The sequence below is a fragment of the Pseudomaricurvus albidus genome, from assembly GCF_018863235.1.
GTDB lineage: Bacteria > Pseudomonadota > Gammaproteobacteria > Pseudomonadales > Cellvibrionaceae > Pseudomaricurvus > Pseudomaricurvus albidus.
Window position 1 is genome coordinate 16,709 of sequence record NZ_JAHKRS010000010.1, and the last position, 20,771, is coordinate 37,479.

Sequence of the window (20,771 nt, forward strand, 5' to 3'; positions counted from 1 at the left end):
TTATGGCTCGTCTTTTTAAGCCGCGCATTTTCAAGGCTCAGGCGGGCAAGCGTCCGTCCAGTGAGTCAACGCCCTCTGACTTGACCATTGAAGACTTGTCTCACGATGGCAGGGGAGTCGCTCGCCATGAAGGTAAAACTGTCTTTGTCGCTGGGGCCTTACCTGGGGAAAAAGTGCAAGTAGCACATTACCGTCGTCAGAAACGCTTCAGCGAATGTGAATCCCGTAACATTTCTCAGCTTTCGGCAGACAGGGTTGAGCCACTGTGTCCCCACTATGAAGCCTGTGGTGGCTGTCAGCTACAGCATTTATCCCCGGAAAAGCAGCTGTATTTCAAACAGCAGAATTTATTGTCACTTCTGAAGCGTCAACAAGAGGTTGATGTGGGAAAGGTATTGGAGCCAATCTTCTCTTCACCCTATGGGTACCGATCGCGCGTACGACTGGGTGTGGATGCACAGCAAAGGCTTGCGTTTCGCGAGCAGCACAGCGACAAGCTGGTTCCAATTGGAGAGTGCTCTGTACTTCAGCCGTCTCTGGCAGCCGTATTGCCTCAGCTCCAAGCCTGGCTGGACAGTTTGCCACCCAAATCCGGGGTCAGCCATATCGAGTTAGTGGCAGGATATGAGCTTTCTGGAGAGGTTGTCACAGGTGTCATTATTCGTCATGTAAAACCTTTATCAGATGCTTTTAAACAGGATGTTTCCGCTGTGACCACCCCTCAGGGTGTCTTTAAGTGTTGGTTTCAGTCTGAGAAGAATGGTGCTTTGCAGGGTCTTACGGGAGCCATTGTTGACCCGCGGATGTATTTTGAACTGGGAGAAGACAGTTCACTCCAGAAACCGATTCGTTTAGGGTTTCATCCGCAGGATTTTACTCAGGTTAACGCTCAGGTAAATCCGCTGATGGTAAGGCAGGCGCTGACTTGGCTGGAACTGTCTTCATCCGACCGGGTGGTGGATCTGTTTTGTGGTATTGGGAACTTCACTCTGCCGATGGCTCTGAGCGCTTCAAAAGTGATCGGCATTGAAGGGGTGGAGTCCATGGTGGTGCGTGGCCAGGAGAATGGCGCACAAAACGACCTCCAAAACAGCACATTTTTGGCCCTGGATTTGAACAGTCAGGCATTGGGGGCTTTGATGCGCCGAGAAAAAGTCAATAAGCTCTTATTGGATCCCCCTCGGGCTGGCGCAAAATTTGTCTGTGAACAAATGGCTGAATCCGAGGTCGAAAGGCTGGTTTATGTCTCCTGTAACCCTGCCAGTTTTGCCCGTGATGCGGCTATTTTAGTGGGGGTCGGCTATAAACTGACAGAGTTGAGGGTGCTGGATATGTTCCCACAAACTGCTCACATGGAAACAATGGCACTATTTGTGCGTGTGTAGGCCGTCCGCATGGATACGCACATTTGGTCTGTTGAAAGGTATTGGCTCTAAAACACTATGGTTAAAGTAAGAGAAGATCATCCGGTAAAGGATGACGGCAGGGTAGATATTGAGGCGTGGTTACACCGTCTTATTGAAACTCACTCCTTGAAAGATATTGAACTTTCCCCGCTACAGAAGGCTTGCGAGCTGAGTCTCAAAGCTGAAGAAACCGCCATTGCCAATGATAATATCTGGGCTGAAGGCGCAAGCAGTTTCCACACCGGTTTGGAAATGGCTGAAATTCTGGCGGATCTGCAGCTGGATGGCGAAACACTGCAGGCCGCGATTCTCTACCGTGCGGTCCGCGAAAACAAAATTCCCCTAAAGGATGTCGAAGCGCAGTTTGGCGAAACCGTGGCCAAATTGATTAAAGGCGTCATTCGCATGGCGGCAATCAGTACACAGCGCAATGATTCTGAAGAGAGTGTGCTGGGGTCTCCATCGCAGGAGCAATCCGACAACGTTCGCAAAATGCTGGTCGCCATGGTGGATGACGTTCGTATTGCGCTGATTAAACTGGCGGAACGTACCTGTGCCATTCGGGCCGTGAAAAATATTGACGACAGCAAGCGTCGGCGTGTGGCACGGGAAGTTGCGGACATCTATGCGCCACTGGCGCACCGTTTGGGTATTGGTCACATCAAGTGGGAACTGGAAGACCTGTCTTTCCGGTATCTTGAACCTGACGACTATATGAGTATCGCGCGGCTGTTGGATGAACGCCGGCTGGACCGTCAGAATTTCATTGAAAATGTGATCGACATTCTCGAAAGTGAAATGAAAGCCGCTCACATCGATGCCGATATCAGCGGTCGAGCCAAGCACATTTACAGTATCTGGCGAAAGATGCGGCGCAAGGATATAGGCTTTTCCCAGGTTTACGATATCAGAGCCGTCAGAATCCTGGTGCCGACGGTTCGGGATTGTTATTCGGTGTTGGGGATTGTGCACAGCTTGTGGCGTAACATCCCCAATGAGTTTGACGATTACATCGCCTCGCCAAAAGAGAATGGTTACCGATCCTTGCACACGGCCGTTATTGGGCCGGATCGAAAGGTTCTTGAGGTGCAGATTCGTACCCGCGCGATGCACGAAGAAGCTGAATATGGCGTCTGTGCACACTGGCGCTATAAAGGAACAGATCAGGAAGGCAGTGCGGACAGTTACGAACAAAAGATTGCCTGGCTGCGTCAGGTTCTCGAGTGGCACGAAGAGCTCGGTGGCCACCCGCTGGAAGATGATCTCTCTGCGGGTATTGAGCAGGACCGGGTTTACGTGTTCACTCCCGACGGACACATTATCGACTTTCCGCAGGGGGCAACCCCGCTGGACTTTGCCTACCGAGTACACACTGAAATTGGACACCGCTGCCGGGGTGCCAAGGTGAATGGCCGGATTGTGCCGTTGAATTACGCGTTAAAAACCGCCGATGAGGTTGAGATTCTCACGGGTAAGCATGAATCTCCCAGCCGTGACTGGATGTCGCCGGCACTGGGTTATCTGAAAACCGGGCGCGCACGGGCAAAAGTGCAGCAATGGTTCAAATTGCAGGCCAGAGATCAGAATATCGCTGAAGGCCGTGCGGTGCTGGATAAAGAATTCCGTCGTCTGGCCATGGATGAACTGGATTACGACGCTCTGGCCCGCAAACTGAATCTGGTTGGTCTGGAAGACTTGTATGCCGCCGTCGGTGCCAGTGATCTGGGCGTTGGACAGGTGGTGCATGCGGCCCAGAAAATGTTGGCCAAAGACTCCACATCCGAGCCTGTCATCAGTCTGGTAGGGCGTGCATCCCATCAGCATAACGACGCTGATTTGTTTATTGATGGTGTTGGTAACCTGTTGACCCACATTGCCGGCTGCTGTCATCCGGTGCCCGGTGATGCGATCATGGGCTACATCACCCTTGGTCGCGGTGTTTCCATCCACAGACAGGATTGTCACAATATTCTTCAGCTACAGACGGATGAGCCTGAACGCATTATCAAAGTTGACTGGGGTGAGGCACCACAAAGTGTTTATTCTGTTGATGTGATGATTGAGGCGTTTGACCGTCATGGTCTGTTGCGTGATATCACTGCGCTGTTGGATGCCGAGCACATTAACATCAGTGCGATGCAAACTCTGTCGGATAAGCGGAAAAACACCGTGGATATGCTGGTAACGATCGAAATCAGCAGTTTTACCGAGTTGAGCCGGGTGTTGAGTCGTTTGAATCAACTGCCAAACGTAGCTTCGGCGCGGCGTAAACACAGTTAAAGTTCCGTGCTTAAACGACATTAAGCGAAACATGTCATAAAAGCCGAGGGCCAGTATCGATTGGTGCTCGGCTTTTTTCTTCAGGCGAACGTTCAAGGAGTCCCTGTGACTGAATCCCGACACTATTCTTTAGAAGACTTGAAAGAGCTCATGCGTCGTCTTCGAGAGCCTGAAACAGGTTGCCCCTGGGATGTTGAGCAGACTTATCAATCGATTGCTCCCTCTACCATCGAAGAAGCCTATGAGGTGGTGGATGCCATTGAAAGGCATGACTACAAGCATCTCCAAGAAGAGTTGGGCGATTTACTGTTCCAGATTATTTTCTACAGCGAAATTGCTTCGGAGGAAGAACTTTTCCAGTTTGACGACGTGGTTTCCGGGTTGGTCAGCAAACTGATTCGTCGTCATCCCCATGTGTTTCCGGACAATACCCTCGAGAGCCGGATTTCAGGAGAGCGCACAGAAAACGATGAAGCAAATATCAAACGTCGCTGGGAGGCATTAAAACAGGAAGAGCGCGAAGCCAAGGGCCAGGTGGGGCTGTTGGACGATGTTCCCGTAACGCTTCCGGCGATGACCCGGGCAGCAAAATTGCAGAAGCGAGCTTCATCTGCGGGATTTGATTGGCCTTCAATGGATGGGGTGCTAGAGCAGGTCGAAGAAGAGCTGGCAGAAGTCAGGGGAGCGGTTCAAAGTGGTGATATGGAGGCCGTGCAGGAAGAGTTGGGAGATTTGATTTTTTCTGTTGTGAACGCCTGTCGTCACGCCAAAGTCGATCCGGAAACCGCAACGCGTGGTGCTAATAAAAAGTTTGAGCGGCGGTTTCAATATATCGAAAGAAAGCTTGCGGAGCAGGGAGAAACTCCGCAAGAAGCTTCGTTGGAGCGAATGGATCATCTTTGGGATGAAGCCAAACAACGGTTGGGATAGCGCAAGGTTTTAACCGCTAAAGAACGTTTAACCGTCCAAAGAGAGCAGCGCTCTATTTTGACGTTGCCGGTTGCTAAGTTGCCGTATTCCGGCTCTCAATTCCGCTTTCGTTTCGCAATTTGGCCTGATATTGCTTGGCCAGACTTAAAAAACGCGGTGTCAGGCCGGAATCTTCATAGATTTCATCACCCCATTCATCAGTCGCGATCACCTTGCTGCCTTTTTCATAGGGAATAGACTGTTCCATGTCTCGCAAAGCCGCCGACAGTAAGTCTCTGATGATTTCATCAGTGCTTAACCGGGGATAACGCTGACAGAGGCTGTCCAGAATGCTCTTGTCTGCAGCGGATAATGCAATCCGATAGGACTCAGGGGTTATTTCACCCTGGCCGAACCGGCTCCACTTTTGCGTCAGGTCACTGAATGGTTCCATAAGTCTCCCGATTCAATCTTGTTTAACCCTGTGTCAGGGCCTCTGGTTAGATGAACGCCCAAGAGTGGGCATGAAAGTGAGGTCTGGATTCATCAACTTTCGCCAGGCTTTTCTATGACGGTTAAAGCGTGGTGGAGCAGCGCGGTAATCAGGCTTTCGGTGGTGTGTTGCGGGTAGAGTTCGCTGAGTGCGGCAAGTTTTGCGGCGTCATCCAGGGGGAGTGGAGTGTGGCAGCACTCAATTGTTGGCGTCGTTGAAGGTGTTTTTAATTCGTCCATTAAATGGTGGGCGCTCATAATAACCTCTCTTTAAAAGCACTCGGTAAAAAACACTGCAAATATCACGTCTCTGTTGGTTTAAAGGTCAGTGTTTCGGAGGATTTCGGGTGTCGGCTTGATCTTGCAAACATGCGACTGTTCCTGAGTCACTGCGTGTCCTTTAGACCATCGTCCTATAGGCCGCCAAAAGGAGGTGTCCTATAGTTCCTCCTAACAATAGTTATAGCCCACCTGTAGCAGGTTAAGGGGAAATTCGCGTGATAATTTCAGCTTGATGACCAATTTACCCTGTGTCAGAGACCATACTCATGGGGTTGGCTGAAAATATTATGTAAAAACAAACAGTTAGAGAGGCCTGATAGGTATAGGTCGGGACGTGAACTTGAGATTAAGGGGTTCAGCGTGTATTGTAGCCCCTTTTTTAGATCCCTTCTTTCTGATCAGTACCCTTGGAGATATTGTGTCTGGCCGTTTTGGCAGTGGCATTTGTATCGGGCGTCCCAGAAATGTCGGCTAAACAGGAGTTAATCCCATATGCGTATCATCTTATTAGGCGCGCCTGGCGCAGGTAAAGGCACTCAGGCTCAGTTTATTACGGAGAAATACGGCATTCCGCAAATCTCTACCGGAGACATGCTGCGTGCAGCGGTAAAAGCCGGTACCCCTCTGGGACTTAAAGCAAAAGATATTATGGCTTCTGGTGGTCTGGTATCAGATGACTTGATCATTGCTTTGGTGAAAGATCGTATTGCCCAGGATGACTGTGCAGCAGGATTCCTGTTTGATGGTTTTCCTCGTACCATTCCCCAGGCGGAAGCTCTGCAAGAGGCCGGTGTAGACATCGACCACGTATTGGAAATTCACGTAGAAGATGAAGAAATCGTAAAGCGTATGAGTGGTCGCCGGGTTCACCCAGCTTCTGGCCGTACTTACCATGTGATTTTCAATCCACCTAAAGTTGAAGGTAAGGATGACGAAACCGGTGAAGAACTGGTTCAGCGTGAAGACGATCAGGAAGAAACCGTGCGCAAGCGTTTGGCCGTTTACCATGAGCAGACTGAGCCACTGGTTGGTTTTTACCAGTCTCTGGCTGAATCTGGGGAAAAAGCACCTCAGTATTCCCGCATTGCCGGTGTTGGCAGTCTGGAAGATATTAAAGCCAAGGTCTTTGCTGCTCTTGACTGAGTGTGAATGATTCCCGACGCTAAAAGCATGTAGAATGGGCTCCTTTATAGGAGCCTATTTTTTTGCCTGTCATAAAGGAAATGCACGATGAAATCGGATAAAAACACCAGGCTTGGTGTCGTATTGATGAATTTGGGCACGCCGGTAGAGCCAACCCCTAAAGCGGTTCGTCAATTTCTGGAGGAATTTCTGGGGGATCGTCGGGTTGTTGAAATACCCCGACTGATTTGGTGGCCGATTCTCTACGGTATTATTCTGCCATTTCGTTCACCGAAAGTGGCCAGGTTATACAAAGAAATCTGGCTGCCGGAAGGGTCACCGTTAAAAGTCATTACCGAAAAACAGGTAGATGCTTTGCAGTCCCGTTTCTCTTCTGGTGATGTTCAAGTTACCTATGCCATGACCTATGGTGCACCCAAACTGGAGCAGCGAATTTCCGAGCTGGAATCGTCCGGCGTTGATAAAATCGTTGTCCTTCCTTTATACCCTCAATACTCAGCCACGACGACTGCGGCTATTTATGATCAGTTCGCGAAGTTGATTGTCAGACAGCGAAATATCAGTAATGTCACGATTCATAAAGAGTATTACAGTCGGAGAGACTACATTATTGCCTTGGCCAACTCGGTTCGCCGCCATTGGGAGGCTGGTGAACAGTCAGAAAAGCTTTTGTTTTCTTTTCATGGCATACCAAAACGCTGTGTCGATAAAGGGGATCCCTATGAGTTGCAGAGTAGGAAAACAGCCCAGCTGGTTGCCGAGGAGTTAGGGTTGGTAGAGTCACAATGGGCAATCAGTTTTCAGTCTCGCCTGGGTAAAGCCGAGTGGCTTAAGCCCTATACCGATCTTTTGCTGGAAAGCTGGGGCAGGGAAGGTGTTGAGAGTGTAGATGTGCTTTGTCCGGCTTTTGCTTCCGATTGCCTCGAGACCGTGGAAGAAATTGATAAAGAAAACCGCGAAATCTTTCTGTCTTCTGGTGGTAAAAGGTTCGAATACATTCCCTGCCTCAACGATTCCGTCGATCACATAGATCTACTCGAAAAAATTGTTACGGAATACCGCATTTAGTCTTTGAAAGGGTCTTTTTGAAACGATTTTTTCGTTTTCGGGACCCTCTGCAATTTATTATCTGAGGTGACTCAGATACGACCCATCAAGTCAGGTAGTGTTTTAAAATTTCTTTGTGACGTCCAGGCGAGAACCTTTGCTGAAGTTAATCAAAAAACTGTGGTCAGCAGCCTTTTCTTTGGTTTGTTCTTTAAAAACTCAGGAAAATACTTTTTGACGACCTCAAAAGTAAAAAAATCAGTAAAAAAATCAATTTTTATGGAAAAAAACAGGGCGAAAGGGTGCAAAAGCTGAGTTTTTTAAATAATATTCCAGTCGACGTCTTTGACGTTTAATATTTGTGCTATGGTTCAATGTGTTAGTGGTACTGCATCTTTTAATGATGAGGAGAATTAAGGATGGCAAGAGTAGCAAAAGCGAAAGCTAAAAAGGCGCCGGCAAAACGTCGTGCTCCAGCTAAAAAAGCGGCAACAGCAAAAAAAGTTGAGTCATCCGCTGTTGTCAAAGCTCAAGATGCTTTGAGCAAACTGCAAAAAGACATCAAAGCCCAGGCTACTGCCCAGGCAGCCGCTCGTAAAAAAGCTGCTACTGCGAAAGCTAAAGCTGCGAAGTCTAAAAAAGCTGCTGACAAGCGTTCTGCTGTTTCAGCTTCTAACCAAGCTGCTAAATTGGGCGACAAAGTGAAAGCTCTGCGTGCAAAAGCTGCTGAAGCCAAGCTGGCTCTGGCAAAAGCCAAGAGTGTTGCGGCGGCTAAAGCTGCTGAAGACGCTGTTATAGCCAAAATCGACGGTATGGCTTCAGACTTGTCTGCCAAAGCCGATGCTGATCTGGCTAAAGCCGTTAAAGCTTTTGAGGCCAAGTGGAAGAAGCAACGTGCCTCTGCAGACGCCAAGAAAGTAGCTGCAGCCAAGAAGAAAGCCATGGCTAAAGCCAAGGCAGTAGCCAAGAAAGCTGCTGACAAAGCGAAAGCCGCAGAGAAGAAAGCTGCCGCCAAAGCTAAAGTAGCCGCTAAAAAGGCCGCTGCAAAGGCAAAAGCCGCAGAGAAGAAAGCTGCTGCTAAAGCCAAAGCTGCCGAGAAGAAGGCCGCCGCCAAGGCTAAAGCCGCTGAGAAGAAAGCAGCTGCTGCAGCCAAGAAAAAAGCTGCTCCTAAGCCTAAGCGCAAGCCAGCTGCCAAAAAAGCAGCTCCAAAGCGCAAAAAAGCTGCTGCCAAGAAGAAAACTGCCGCCAAGAAGTAATTCTGTTTCAGGGCTAAACGCTGTTTGTTAGCCTGGCGAAGGTTCGAAGCTGTTAAAGCTTCAAAAAAATCCCCTCCATGTCCTCATGGTGGGGATTTTTTGTATCTGCTACCTGTTTCCACTCTCTGAAATCTGAGAAAATGCCACCGTAAGTCTGTGTGGGATTGCTAAGACGTTGATCGGCGCCCGCTTTTGGGGGATTTTTCCCTTAGATTGGTTAAAGGTTGTTTGGAATGAGCACAATTTTGGCTGTGGATACCTCATGTGATGCATGTTCGATCGCATTGTTGAAGGACGGGCAGGTGTATGCCGAGTTTATACAGGCACCCAGGCAACATTCTCAACGTTTACTGCCGATGATTGATGCTTTACTCAAGAAGCACTCGGTGGACCTTTCTGATCTGGATGCAATAGCTTACGGAAGAGGCCCCGGCTCATTTACCGGATTGCGAATTTGCCTGAGTGTTGTTCAGGGATTGGCGTTTTCGGTGGATTTACCCGTTATTCCCGTCTCTACCTTACATACCATGGCTGTTGGAGCTGTAAACACCGGTTTGGCCAAAGATCAGGATTTAATATTGGTGGCTCTGGACGCTCGTATGGAAGAGGTGTACTGGTCTCTGTACCGGTTACAAGATGGTCAAGCTGTACCCGTGACTGAAGAGTTTGTTTGTTCGCCCAGTGATGTGCCCGGCCATGGGGATCTGGGTTTTGTTGCGGCGCAAAATTTAATCAAAGTTGGAGCCGGTTGCCATTATCCTGCGCTTGAGGGAATTGATGCAGCCAGTGAAATCCGGGAATTGCTACCGAGAGCAGAGCATATGCTCGGATTGGCACAGTATGCGCTTAAAGAAGGTCAGGTTCATATGGCTGAAAATTCTCAGCCGGTTTATCTGAGGGATAGCGTCGCCTGGAAAAAGCGACAACGCATCCGATAGATAGTTATGTGACGACAATTTTCTGGCCGCCGTGGATGAAAGGATAATATGGATACGTTGCACCTCGTCATACTTGCCCTGATTCAGGGGCTTACCGAATTTCTCCCCATTTCCAGTTCTGCCCATCTGATTTTACCCAGTGAGGTATTAAACTGGCCCGATCAAGGTCTGGCTTTTGATGTGGCTGTCCATGTAGGCACTCTGATTGCCGTCGTAGGTTACTTCAGAAAAGACATTGTTCATCTTGTGACAGCTTGGTTTGTAAGCTTTAAAGGCGGGCAGACCTCTGATAGTCGATTAGCCTGGTATGTGATCTGGGCAACCATACCCGCCGGGCTTTGTGGCTTGATTTTCAGTGGTTTTATTGAAGAACACCTGAGAAGTGTGTTGGTAATCGCGGCAACGACCATGATTTTCGGTGTGGCTTTGGGGATGGCAGACTGGAAAGGAAAGCGCACCACACCGCTGGAACAGATGACCTTAAAGCAAGGTCTATTGATTGGTTGCGCTCAGGCTTTGGCGTTAATTCCAGGCACTTCTCGTTCCGGAGTAACAATCACCATGGCTCTGGCTTTGGGGCTGGAGCGGCAAGCCGCTGCCCGTTTTTCGTTCTTGCTGTCAATTCCTCTGATCGTGTTAAGTGGCGGATATGAAGCATTAGGGTTGCTTGAAGATTCCACCATCGACTGGTCTGACTTGTTTTGGGGGATCACTATTTCTGCGGTAAGTGCTGCCTTGTGTATCCACTTCTTTTTGAAATTAATTGACCGCATCGGCATGTGGCCATTTGTCGTGTATCGCCTGATACTCGGTGTCATTCTCTTATTGATAGCATTTGGTTAATTCAGGCGTCTAAATACTGCCAAAGAGGTTCTGCAGGGGATAATTATGAAAAAGGTTGCCTTTATTGGGTTGGGAGTTATGGGTTATCCCATGGCTGGACACTTACAGAAAGCGGGTTTTGAGGTCACTGTGTACAACCGTACTACAGTCAAAGCCGAGCAGTGGGCCAAGGAGTTTGGAGGCGACTTTGCGTTAACTCCCGGGTTGGCTGCTGCGGGAGCTGATGTGGTCTTTTCCTGTGTTGGCAACGATGATGATTTGCGGCAGGTAATGACCGGATCTGATGGTATTCTCCATGGTTTGAAGCCCAGTGCCATTGTTGTTGACCATACGACTGCCTCGGCTTTGGTGGCGAGAGAATTAGCAGCGGTCATCGAAGCCAAAGGATGTCATTTTCTGGATGCTCCTGTATCAGGTGGGCAGCAGGGGGCTCAAAATGCGGCGCTGACGGTTATGGTTGGGGGGGACGCAAACGTATTCGAAATGGCGAAACCTGTAATTGATGTGATGGCGCGTTCAGTGCAGTTGATGGGGCCGGTAGGCAGTGGTCAGCTGTGCAAGATGGTGAATCAGGTGTGTATCGCGGGTCTGGTGCAGGGGTTGGCAGAAGGATTACACTTTGCAGAGCAGGCTGGACTGGATGGCAAAAAGGTCATTGATGTCATCAGTAAGGGCGCAGCCCAATCCTGGCAGATGGAGAATCGTCATGAAACCATGTTGGCCGGCGAGTATGAGCATGGTTTCGCTGTAGACTGGATGCGAAAAGATCTGGCGATAGTGCTCGATGAAGCCCGGCAAAATGGAGCTTCGTTACCGGTCACGGCACTGGTCGATCAGTTTTACGGTGATGTTCAGGCGCTGGGCGGTCAGCGTTGGGATACTTCCAGCTTGCTTGCAAGATTAAAGGCTAGGTCCAGCCAGCCGAAAAAAGGCTAACGGTATCTTTTCAGAGGCCACTTCGTTGGAGTGGCTTGCTATCAAATCGGACGGTTCATAGCAGTAAACTGACCGTTCGTTCAGATGAATTCAGGTGTGCGCAGGTACAACACGAGATATGACACAGAATACGATTGAATTTAATCAGCAATTGCTCGATTTTCTCTCAGAGTCCCCAACTCCTTTCCACGCTGTTCGAGCGATGTCGTCACGCCTTGAGGCTAAAGGTTTTAGCCGGTTGCTGGAATCGGAAAGCTGGTCTTTGACGCCGGGTGAGCGTTATTACTTCTGCCGCAATGACTCTTCCATTATTGCATTTGTCTACGGTTCCCAGCCGCTGGCCGAGGAAGGTATTCGCATGGTTGGTGCGCACACCGATAGTCCTTGCCTGAAGGTGAAGCCGCAACCTGAAATGGTAAAGCAGGGCTATTTTCAGTTGGGTGTTGAGACCTACGGTGGCGTCTTGCTGCATCCCTGGTTTGATCGGGACCTCTCCATTGCAGGTCGGGTCACTTACCGTACCCGGCAGGGCACCGTTGCCAGCCGTTTATTGGATTTCATAAGGCCAGTAGCTGTCATACCCAGTCTGGCGATTCATTTAAATCGTGAGGCAAACCAGAATGGGGCAGTGAATGCCCAGCAGGATATTCCGCCAGTGCTGATGCAGGTTGATGGATCTGATAAGCCGGATTTCCGTGAGTTGTTGGGTAAAGTGTTAACGGAGGATGGCGTCGAAAATCTGGACAGTGTTCTGGATTACGAGCTGAGCTTTTATGATACCCAAGAGCCTGCGCTTGTCGGGCTTAAAGAGGATTTTATCGCCAGCGCCCGTCTGGATAACCTGCTCAGCTGCTTCATCGGTTTGCAGGGACTGCTCGAGGCTGATGGCACCCAGTCCGCACTGCTGGTCTGTAATGATCATGAAGAGGTTGGCAGTCGCTCGGCGTGTGGTGCCCAGGGCCCCATGCTGGAAGATTTCCTGACTCGTCTCTTGCCAGACTCAGAGACAAGGCTACGTTGTCTGACACAGTCGTTGATGATCTCGGCTGATAATGCTCATGGTATTCACCCTAATTACAGCGATCGTCACGACAGTAACCACGGACCGATTCTGAACAAGGGGCCGGTGATTAAAATTAATGCAAACCAGAGCTACGCCACCAACAGTGAAACCTCATCGGCGTTTCGTCACTGGTGTGAGCAGGCGAATGTTCCGGTACAGGCGTTTGTTGTGCGTACAGACATGGCTTGTGGCAGTACTATTGGGCCAATTACTGCGGCAGAGGTGGGAGTCCGAACTCTGGATGTCGGGGTGCCAACATTTGCCATGCACTCTATCCGCGAACTGGCCGGTGTCGAAGATGCCCAGGGACTCTATCGAGTACTGGGGCATTTCTTTTCTTCCTCTGCCACATTTCTAGAGACTCCACGGTGATTCAAGTCACAGTGTGAGGTTGATCATAACGGTATAATGGACAACGGGCGGCAGCGACTCGTCCAAAACAGGTCTTATTTATAGCTTTTTCGTCTAAAGTCGAGTGGTATCATGTCCAACCCAGCACTTATTGCCCAGCTTAAACAGTTCAGTCCATTCAATACACTTGATGATCAATATGTTCAGCAGGTCGCTGACCACAGTAAGATCATTACTGAGGAAAAGGGCAAGCTGTTGTTTCGGCGAGGCAAGAAAGCCGATTCACGTTATTACCTGCTAGAGGGGACGGTGGATCTGGTCGGTGCAAACTTCGCAACGGAAAGTGTTGTTGCCGGGGATGAAAGAGCTTCTCAGACGTTAACCGATACTTCCCCGACTCAGGTATCCGCGGTGGCCAAATCAGAGGTCAAACTGTTGATGGTTGAGGCGGACTTTCTCGATCTGGCGCTGGTTTGGAGTCAGGCGACTCCTGAAGAGGAGGAAGAGGCTAATTTAACGGCACCTCTGGCCAAGTCTGACTTGTTTTCAAATGATGACCCTCTCTCGGGGCTGAATCTTTCCAAGGCTCACGTGGAAGTTGAAGAAAGCCACGGTGACTGGATGTCGGGTTTGTTTTCCTCCCTGTTATTCTCCCGTGTGCCGCCAGCGCACATCCGCCAGCTTTTTACCTGTTTTGAAGCCATTGAAGTCAAAGCGGGTCAAAATATTGTGAAAGAAGGGGAGACAGGTGATTATTTTTACGTGATCGATCGTGGTCAGGCTCAGGTAAAAAATGTAACCGGTCAGGTGAATGTGAAACTGGAAACCGGACAGTACTTCGGTGAAGAAGCGCTGGTGGCGGAAACACCCCGTAATGCCACAGTGACCATGCTCACCGATGGCTTGTTGATGCGCCTGGGTAAAGAGGACTTCACAAAACTGTTGCATGAGCCGGTGCAGAAAACCCTGTCCTTTTCTGAATACGAACAAGCGAAAGATAAGTGTGTATTACTCGATGTACGCATGCCGCTGGAGTTTCGTTTCCAGCATATGGAAGGCAGTAAGAATATTCCTCTGTCATCCCTTCGTAACCGGTTTTACGAGCTGGACACAGACACTCAATACGCCATTGCAGACAACGCCGGTCGTCGCAGCCAATTGGCAGCGTATTTACTGTGTCAGGCAGGTTATGATGCCTGGATACTGCAGAACTCTGAAGAGACTTATGAAGCGAACTCAGCAACTCAGCAGAGGGCCGGGTAAGGATAGTAGAGGGTACTGTGCCTTTGTCCCTTCTGGGATCGCCGTTAATTTGTTGATTGTGTTATTGTGCTCCGGATTAAGCTTTCCGGGGTTCAACTGCTTTGCGTATTCTCTTACTCTCTGCCTATGATGCTGATAGCCACAAGCGTTGGCATAAGGGCCTCAGATCTCATTTCCCTGAATACCAATGGACCTTGTTGACCCTGCCGCCACGTTATTTCAGTTGGCGCATACGCGGTAACAGCTTAAGTTGGAGTTTTGAACACAGGCAGCTTCTTGAAGAGCCCTATGACCTGATGGTTGCGACTTCCATGACGGATCTCTCGGCGTTAAGGGGGTTTGTTCCGGCTTTGGCTGCTATTCCTACTGTGGTCTATTTTCACGAAAACCAATTTGCCTACCCCAGCAGCGATAATGCGCATAAGTCCGTAGAGCCGCAGATTCTAAACCTCTATACCGCACTCTGTGCCGATGCCATCGTCTTTAATACGGATTACAATCGACAGACTTTTTTGAATGGAGTGGAGGAGCTGCTTCGTCGCCTGCCGGACCACGTTCCGAAAGATGTCGTGTCTCAACTTTCCGGACGAGCATCGGTTCTTCCTGTGCCTCTGGAGGCTTCATGTTTTGAGCCGGTTTGTAGTCCGGTAAGTGAACAACTGGCCATGTGGCCTCTCAAAGTCCCGGGAGAAGCTCGCCCCCTGCGCCTGCTTTGGGCTGCTCGCTGGGAATACGATAAAGGTCCTGAATTACTGCTGGCTATCCTGCGCTCGCTTCGCGAGCGGAATATTGATTTCCAGTTATGTTTACTGGGGCAAAGCTTTCGGCGTTCGCCGCCGGAGTTTGAAATTATCCGGCAGGACTTTACTGGTGAGTTGGTGCAGTTTGGCCATGAGCCGGACTCTCTGCGTTATCAGCAATGGCTGGCGTCCGCTGATGTGGTCTTGTCCACTGCGCTGCATGAGTTTCAGGGATTGGCGGTTCTGGAAGCAATGGCTGCGGGATGTATCCCCCTGTTGCCTAACCGCTTGTCATATCCCGAAATGGTAGCTGATGATTTTTTGTACGACATCAGTTCCGAACATCTGGTTGATCAGGCTCAGGCAGCCGTGGACCGATTGATGTCGTTCATTCCGGATTTGCCTGCAAGCGGAAAAGCGAACAATCGTGTCTTTGGAGTGGATGTTTCCTGGTGGAGCTGGGAAAGGCAGCAAGAGGCTTATCGTCAATTGCTGGAGGGATTGGTATGATACCGCCTCCTGTGACCTCTGATGGTGTCATTATTATCGTCAAAGGTTACGAACAGAATATCGGTTGATCGGCTGTTCCTGTCGATAACCCACTAAGCAGTTAAAGAGTATTATGGCCAAGACACGCATTCTTACGGGTATTACCACAACAGGTACCCCTCATTTGGGCAATTATGTTGGTGCAATTCGTCCGGCGATTGAAGCCAGCCAAAGCGCTGACAACCTGTCCTTTTATTTTCTGGCAAATTATCACGCTCTGATTAAATGTCAGGATCCAGAGATGGTTCATCGTTCTACCACTGAGATTGCGGCCACCTGGCTTGCACTGGGGTTGAATACGGATAATGTGGTGTTTTACCGTCAGTCTGATGTGCCTGAAATCACCGAGTTAAGCTGGATGCTGACCTGTATGGCGGCCAAGGGTCTGATGAATCGTGCTCACGCCTATAAGGCGGCAGTTGCGGCTAATCAGGAGGCGGGTGAAGATCCGGATTACGGTGTCACTATGGGTCTCTACAGCTATCCGGTTTTGATGGCTGCAGATATTTTGATGTTTAATGCGAACAAAGTCCCTGTTGGTAAAGATCAGATCCAGCACGTAGAAATGGCCCGTGATATTGCTGCTCGCTTCAATCACCATTATGGCGAGCACTTCACGTTGCCCGAAGCCGTAGTCGATGACAAGGTTGCTGTGCTACAAGGGTTGGATGGCCGTAAAATGAGTAAAAGTTACGGCAATACCATCCCTCTGTTTTTGACTGAAAAGCAACTGAAAAAGCATATCAACAAGATCAAGACCAATTTGCTCGAGCCGGGTGAGCCCAAAGATCCTGATACCTCCACAGTCTTTCAGATCTGGCAAGCTTTTGCTTCAGAAGAGCAGACCGCCGAGATGCGACAGGCGTTCCTTGATGGTATCGCTTGGGGCGAAGCCAAAAAGCAATTGTTCGAACTGGTCAATGGTGAGTTGTCCGAGGCTCGGGAGCGTTATAACGAGCTTATGGCGAATCCAGGTTTCATCGAAGAAAAACTGCAAGAGGGCGCTGAGAAAGCACGCTCTTTCAGTGCTCCGTTGATGACCAAGTGCCGTAAAGCGGTGGGGCTACGTCCGATTGGTTAAATAAACCACTTGGTTTAATGTTAAAACCGTCCGTATTCAAAAAAGCCCCTGAAACGGGGCTTTTTTTTGTGAAGGCTAAAACTCTCAACTCTGAATAGATTAGCTCTGAAACAATTCCGGGCGTGACAGTACGCGCGACATGGCTGAAGTCAGTGTGTCGAGTTCGTCTGGGGTCATCACATAAGGCGGCATGACGTATACCAGCTTGCCAAAGGGGCGAATCCAGACACCTTCTTCCATGAAAGCTTTTTGTATCTCGGCCATAACCACCGGCGCTTTCATCTCAACCACACCAATTGCGCCCATTACGCGTACATCTTCTACATGGGGGTAGTCCTTGCAGGGGGCCAGGCCGCGTTCAAGTTGCGATTCAATACGCTGGATATTGGCTTGCCAGTCCTGACTCAATAACAGGCGTGTCGAGGCCAGAGCCGTAGCTGCGGCCAGAGGGTTACCCATAAAGGTGGGACCGTGCATAAAGACGCCTGCCTCCCCGCGACAGATGCCATCGCTGATACGATCGTTGCACAAGGTTGCGGCCATGGTCATGTAGCCACCGGTCAGGGCTTTGCCGAGACAGAGAATGTCGGGCTCGATGTCTGCGTGTTCACAGGCGAACAGTTTTCCTGTGCGGCCAAAACCTGTGGCAATTTCATCGGCGATCAGTAATACACCGTGCTGGTCACACAATTGACGTACCTGGCGTAAATACTCAGGTGGGTAAAAGCGCATGCCGCCTGCACCCTGAACAATGGGCTCTAAAATCACTGCTGCGAGCTGTTGGTGGTTGTCTTCCATCAACGATTTGAAATTGGCTATGTAGCGATCATCCCATTCGATGTTGTAACCACTGACTGGAGCATCGGCGAAAAAATGCTGTATCAGGTTGTCATTAAACAGGTGGTGCATGCCGGTCACCGGATCACACACTGACATCGCGCCAAACGTATCGCCGTGATAACCGTTACGCAGACACAGCATTTTATTTTTTTGTGGTTTGCCCTGGCTGTGCCAAAACTGGATGGCCATTTTCATGGCGACTTCAACAGCGACTGACCCCGAATCCGAAAAGAACACTTTATTCAGACTTTTTGGGGTGATATCGACAAGTAACTGTGCCAACTCTGCCGCAGGTTGATGAGTGAGGCCACCGAACATCACATGAGACATCTTGTCCAGCTGGGCTTTGGCCGCCTGATTAAGGACCTCGTGATTGTAGCCGTGAATCGTACACCACCAGGAAGACATGCCGTCCAGCAATTGGCGGCCATCGGTTAACGTCAGGGTGCAACCCTGGGCGGATTCCACCGGGTATACGGGAGGCGCATCAATGAACGAGGCATAGGGGTGCCAGACGTGAGTTTGATCGATATTGATGATCTCTTTTTCGGAAATGCTCATGAATAACCCCTGTCGCTGTGGTGAGCTGATAATAGGGCGTCATTGTAGGCGTATGCAGGCTGAACGCAAGGCGTGAAGAAGGGCAGCAGAGGAGGGGCGTAAGAAAGTGAGGCTTTGACGGGGCACTTATCCTTAGCTCTATCGCTATTATCTGACAAGCGCCCTGAAAGTAGTGTGTATTGTGAACTTACTGGAAACGTTCAACCAGCTGGTGTTGTTTTTCCGCCAGTTCAGTCATTTCCTGATTGATGCGGGCGGCAGCCTCTGACTCCTGCTGAGTTCGGTTGGAAATTTCGGAAATCGACTGAGTGTTTTGTTCAATTTCAACCGCAGTGGCAGATTGTTCTTCAGCGGCAGCGGCAATGTGTTGCGACATTTGGTCGATGGAGTTTACTGACGCAGAAATGGCATCCAGAGCACCACGTACATTACCCATTTCTTCGACACTCTTGTCTGCCAGAGTTTGACAGCTGTCCATATTGTTGGCGGCATCACTGGTCGCAGAGCTGAGTTTTTCAATAATGTCTTGAATATGCTGGGTCGATTCCTGAGTTCGTTGTGCCAGAGTGCGCACTTCATCGGCTACCACCGCGAAGCCGCGTCCCTGTTCTCCAGCCCGAGCAGCCTCAATAGCGGCGTTCAGTGCCAGCAAATTGGTTTGCTCAGCGATGCCCCGAATGACATCAATCACGGTGGAAATCTGATCGCTGTCCTCCGAGAGACGATTCACCACGGCGCCAAGGTTGGCCACATTATCGGAAAGTCCCTGAATCGCATTGCTGGCCCCCTGCAGAACGTCGCCACCCTGAGATACCTGTTCGAGAGCTTCCTGAGTTGCCACAGAAGCCTGACTGGCACCGGCAGCAACTTCTTGTACCGCTTGTGACATTTGCTGCATGGAAAAGGCAACCTTCTCGGTCTCCAGCTGCTGTGCTGTCATGCCGTTATGGCTGCAACGAGCTTGCTCCAGTGACATCTCCGAGCGTTGTTTCACCTCTTTCGAAGATTCGATAAAACGACCCAGAGCCGTACGCAGACGAGCGGATTGCGCAATCTGAGCCAGTTCAAGCTCTCCGATCTCGTCAGATCTTCCAGTATAGATATAAGCCGCCATGGGATTACAAATCACTGTGTGGGCCGCAGAAAGTGCTTGTTTGCGATATTGTTTGGCAATCCAGCGGAAGCCAAAGCCTGCAATCAGTGAGACCCAGGCGCTGTGAAGCAAAGACAGGGAATCCAGATTGCCGGTAATCAGTAAGCAGGCCAGTAAAGCTACAAAGGTGGCACCGGTATAACCGGTGATCTCAATCGCCGGATGTTTCCAGCGCGATGCAAGGGGGATTGCTGACTGCTTGGTGCTGAGCCGCTTGTAGGTTTCTTCAGCTCTTTGAATCACTTTGCTGTCGGCCTTTACCCGAACCGATTCATACCCAGTGATGGTGCCTCGTTCTTTGAGAGGAGTAACGTAGGCATCAACCCAGTAATGATCACCATTCTTACAGCGGTTCTTCACTATGCCCATCCACGGCCGGCCGTTTTTCAGGTTGTTCCACATATCCGCAAATGCTGCTTCAGGCATATCCGGGTGGCGAACTATGTTGTGGGGTTGGGTTAAAAGCTCCTCGCGGCTGAAACCGGCGATCTCGCAGAATTTGTCATTGCTGAATGTGATATGGCTGCTGGTATCAGTTGCGGATACCAGCTCATCGTCAGGTTTTAGGACGACTTCTTTACCAGTGGTGGGGCCGTTGTTTCGCATAGCTTTTGTCCGAATCGAAAAATGTGTCAAGGACTGGTTAGTAAGGACTTCAATGAAAGCCCTTGTCTCTTTGTGGGTATAACGGCCGAATGGGTTAGTTCTGTAGTGTTAGTTCAGTGGTGTGAACAGAATTTATTGCTTGCTTTCAGCCATTGGTTAGTGTAGTGGGCTATAAGCCCATCAGGCAGCCTTTGCCGGGGCTTGTAATGCGCTAATTAACTGATGTAACTGAAGGCTCTGTTGTGGTCCGAGATCCTTAAATTCGATACTGATTTCAGTGCGACGATAGGGGCGGCGGACAAAGCGAAATGCTTTAACCGTTGCCTGGCAGCGGATTTGAAAGTTTTCGTGAAATTTGAATTCACATTCTGGCAGCACGCTGTCCCGAGCCAGTTGATCCACCACATTACCGCCGACGACCAGACGCATGCCGCCTGTGGAAATGTTATTCGCTGTGGCATACCACGGGGTTCGCCACGGAGACTGCAGGCGAACAGAAAGTGGTTGCTGTCGGCTGAGGCTGATGCGTGGGTGTTTGCGCCGGTGTTGATAGCTCACCTCATCGGGCAGTCTCAGGCAATAAACCGGACTGTTAAGGCTGACTAGAATCGATTCCAGTGGCGTTGACACGGTCAGGATTTGTCCCTGATGGTGGTGTTTCAGGGTGAATATATCGCCCGGACGGTAGATATGGCTGGCAGGTTGAGGAAATAACTCGTCCAGCTCCAGAGTTTGCCTGTTCAGGTCAATGGCCAGAATCATACTTTGGTAAGTTTCGCCGGTTCGCTCACTGGTGACTTCGATCAGCTGGCGTTTCTCTTGCAGCGCAAACAGGGGGGCGTAATGCTCAATTTTCCTGGCCAGGCGTCGGGCGGGCTCTGCCAGTTCGGTGACGGGTGGCTTACGGCTGAATTTTTGCAGTACGGATTGCAAAATGGCCATAGGTAAGAGACTCCTGATCTGTTCTCACCGCGATTGTGAGAGTTTGCTTGCGATACCTCATTGCCCGGTACCTCGTTTAATTCACATAAC

17 protein-coding genes and 1 pseudogene are annotated in these 20,771 nt (G+C 50.0%); 13 read left to right on the forward strand and 5 right to left on the reverse strand.

The window, feature by feature from the left end; all coding sequences use genetic code 11:
• Positions 1 to 2: 2 nt before the first annotated feature.
• The 3 genes from rlmD to mazG all read left to right on the forward strand — a co-directional run bounded on the left by rlmD (position 3) and on the right by mazG (position 4,616).
• The gene (rlmD, locus tag KOI40_RS14935; protein ID WP_216098342.1) at positions 3 to 1,385 is read left to right on the forward strand and encodes a 23S rRNA (uracil(1939)-C(5))-methyltransferase RlmD; all 1,383 of its coding nucleotides are present in this window, start codon (positions 3 to 5) and stop codon (positions 1,383 to 1,385) included.
• A gap of 57 nt (positions 1,386 to 1,442) precedes the next feature.
• Positions 1,443 to 3,686: a GTP diphosphokinase gene (gene relA, locus KOI40_RS14940; RefSeq protein WP_216098343.1), complete on the forward strand. Its 2,244-nt coding sequence runs from the start codon at positions 1,443 to 1,445 to the stop codon at positions 3,684 to 3,686.
• 105 nt (positions 3,687 to 3,791) lie between these two features.
• Positions 3,792 to 4,616, forward strand: a complete 825-nt coding sequence (gene mazG, locus KOI40_RS14945; RefSeq protein ID WP_369413195.1) for a nucleoside triphosphate pyrophosphohydrolase — start codon at positions 3,792 to 3,794, stop codon at positions 4,614 to 4,616.
• A 73-nt stretch (positions 4,617 to 4,689) separates the two neighbouring features.
• Here the strand turns inward: mazG and KOI40_RS14950 are convergent, their stop codons facing one another.
• Both KOI40_RS14950 and KOI40_RS14955 read right to left on the reverse strand, forming a co-directional pair.
• Complete coding sequence (locus KOI40_RS14950) at positions 4,690 to 5,049, reverse strand: pilin assembly protein (protein WP_216098344.1); 360 nt, start codon at positions 5,047 to 5,049, stop codon at positions 4,690 to 4,692.
• A gap of 92 nt (positions 5,050 to 5,141) precedes the next feature.
• Positions 5,142 to 5,345: a hypothetical protein gene (locus KOI40_RS14955; protein ID WP_216098345.1), complete on the reverse strand. Its 204-nt coding sequence runs from the start codon at positions 5,343 to 5,345 to the stop codon at positions 5,142 to 5,144.
• Between the two features lie 516 nt (positions 5,346 to 5,861).
• Here KOI40_RS14955 and adk point away from each other — a divergent pair.
• From adk to KOI40_RS15005, 10 genes and pseudogenes are all read left to right on the forward strand, one after another.
• On the forward strand, positions 5,862 to 6,512 hold the full coding sequence (gene adk / locus KOI40_RS14960) for an adenylate kinase (protein ID WP_216098346.1): 651 nt from the start codon (positions 5,862 to 5,864) through the stop codon (positions 6,510 to 6,512).
• Positions 6,513 to 6,599: 87 nt separating this feature from the next.
• Positions 6,600 to 7,580: a ferrochelatase gene (hemH, locus tag KOI40_RS14965; RefSeq protein WP_216098347.1), complete on the forward strand. Its 981-nt coding sequence runs from the start codon at positions 6,600 to 6,602 to the stop codon at positions 7,578 to 7,580.
• Positions 7,581 to 7,978: 398 nt separating this feature from the next.
• A complete protein-coding gene (locus tag KOI40_RS14970) occupies positions 7,979 to 8,815 on the forward strand; it encodes a hypothetical protein (RefSeq protein WP_216098348.1) in 837 nt (278 codons plus the stop codon).
• Between the two features lie 233 nt (positions 8,816 to 9,048).
• On the forward strand, positions 9,049 to 9,753 hold the full coding sequence (gene tsaB, locus KOI40_RS14975; protein ID WP_216098349.1) for a tRNA (adenosine(37)-N6)-threonylcarbamoyltransferase complex dimerization subunit type 1 TsaB: 705 nt from the start codon (positions 9,049 to 9,051) through the stop codon (positions 9,751 to 9,753).
• A gap of 48 nt (positions 9,754 to 9,801) precedes the next feature.
• Complete coding sequence (locus KOI40_RS14980) at positions 9,802 to 10,596, forward strand: undecaprenyl-diphosphate phosphatase (RefSeq protein ID WP_216098350.1); 795 nt, start codon at positions 9,802 to 9,804, stop codon at positions 10,594 to 10,596.
• A 27-nt stretch (positions 10,597 to 10,623) separates the two neighbouring features.
• A pseudogene (locus tag KOI40_RS14985) lies at positions 10,624 to 11,532 on the forward strand (NAD(P)-dependent oxidoreductase); the annotation flags it as partial.
• A 118-nt stretch (positions 11,533 to 11,650) separates the two neighbouring features.
• Positions 11,651 to 12,967 carry a M18 family aminopeptidase gene (locus KOI40_RS14990; RefSeq protein WP_216098351.1) on the forward strand — a complete coding sequence of 439 codons (1,317 nt, stop codon included), beginning with the start codon at positions 11,651 to 11,653 and terminating at the stop codon, positions 12,965 to 12,967.
• Positions 12,968 to 13,078: 111 nt separating this feature from the next.
• Entirely contained in the window at positions 13,079 to 14,209 is a 1,131-nt protein-coding gene (locus KOI40_RS14995) for a cyclic nucleotide-binding domain-containing protein (protein WP_216098352.1), read from the forward strand.
• Positions 14,210 to 14,310: 101 nt separating this feature from the next.
• A complete protein-coding gene (locus KOI40_RS15000) occupies positions 14,311 to 15,459 on the forward strand; it encodes a tRNA-queuosine alpha-mannosyltransferase domain-containing protein (RefSeq protein WP_216098353.1) in 1,149 nt (382 codons plus the stop codon).
• Between the two features lie 112 nt (positions 15,460 to 15,571).
• Positions 15,572 to 16,579: a tryptophan--tRNA ligase gene (locus KOI40_RS15005; RefSeq protein ID WP_216098354.1), complete on the forward strand. Its 1,008-nt coding sequence runs from the start codon at positions 15,572 to 15,574 to the stop codon at positions 16,577 to 16,579.
• 99 nt (positions 16,580 to 16,678) lie between these two features.
• Here the strand turns inward: KOI40_RS15005 and bioA are convergent, their stop codons facing one another.
• From bioA to KOI40_RS15020, 3 genes are all read right to left on the reverse strand, one after another.
• Positions 16,679 to 17,980, reverse strand: coding sequence for an adenosylmethionine--8-amino-7-oxononanoate transaminase (gene bioA / locus KOI40_RS15010; protein WP_216098355.1), 1,302 nt, complete (start codon positions 17,978 to 17,980; stop codon positions 16,679 to 16,681).
• Positions 17,981 to 18,167: 187 nt separating this feature from the next.
• Positions 18,168 to 19,739, reverse strand: coding sequence for a methyl-accepting chemotaxis protein (locus tag KOI40_RS15015; protein ID WP_216098356.1), 1,572 nt, complete (start codon positions 19,737 to 19,739; stop codon positions 18,168 to 18,170).
• Positions 19,740 to 19,919: 180 nt separating this feature from the next.
• Positions 19,920 to 20,681: a flagellar brake protein gene (locus tag KOI40_RS15020; RefSeq protein WP_216098357.1), complete on the reverse strand. Its 762-nt coding sequence runs from the start codon at positions 20,679 to 20,681 to the stop codon at positions 19,920 to 19,922.
• Positions 20,682 to 20,771: the final 90 nt, after the last annotated feature.

Coding starts and splice junctions, on each gene's coding strand:
- KOI40_RS14995 (WP_216098352.1), top strand. CDS start 13,079: ATGTCCAACCCAGCACTTATTGCCCAGCTTAAACAGTTCAGTCCATTC.
- KOI40_RS15020 (WP_216098357.1), bottom strand. CDS start 20,681: ATGGCCATTTTGCAATCCGTACTGCAAAAATTCAGCCGTAAGCCACCC.
- KOI40_RS14970 (WP_216098348.1), top strand. CDS start 7,979: ATGGCAAGAGTAGCAAAAGCGAAAGCTAAAAAGGCGCCGGCAAAACGT.
- KOI40_RS14990 (WP_216098351.1), top strand. CDS start 11,651: ATGACACAGAATACGATTGAATTTAATCAGCAATTGCTCGATTTTCTC.
- bioA (WP_216098355.1), bottom strand. CDS start 17,980: ATGAGCATTTCCGAAAAAGAGATCATCAATATCGATCAAACTCACGTC.
- hemH (WP_216098347.1), top strand. CDS start 6,600: ATGAAATCGGATAAAAACACCAGGCTTGGTGTCGTATTGATGAATTTG.
- adk (WP_216098346.1), top strand. CDS start 5,862: ATGCGTATCATCTTATTAGGCGCGCCTGGCGCAGGTAAAGGCACTCAG.
- KOI40_RS14950 (WP_216098344.1), bottom strand. CDS start 5,049: ATGGAACCATTCAGTGACCTGACGCAAAAGTGGAGCCGGTTCGGCCAG.
- KOI40_RS14955 (WP_216098345.1), bottom strand. CDS start 5,345: ATGAGCGCCCACCATTTAATGGACGAATTAAAAACACCTTCAACGACG.
- KOI40_RS15015 (WP_216098356.1), bottom strand. CDS start 19,739: ATGCGAAACAACGGCCCCACCACTGGTAAAGAAGTCGTCCTAAAACCT.
- rlmD (WP_216098342.1), top strand. CDS start 3: ATGGCTCGTCTTTTTAAGCCGCGCATTTTCAAGGCTCAGGCGGGCAAG.
- KOI40_RS14980 (WP_216098350.1), top strand. CDS start 9,802: ATGGATACGTTGCACCTCGTCATACTTGCCCTGATTCAGGGGCTTACC.
- relA (WP_216098343.1), top strand. CDS start 1,443: ATGGTTAAAGTAAGAGAAGATCATCCGGTAAAGGATGACGGCAGGGTA.
- tsaB (WP_216098349.1), top strand. CDS start 9,049: ATGAGCACAATTTTGGCTGTGGATACCTCATGTGATGCATGTTCGATC.
- KOI40_RS15005 (WP_216098354.1), top strand. CDS start 15,572: ATGGCCAAGACACGCATTCTTACGGGTATTACCACAACAGGTACCCCT.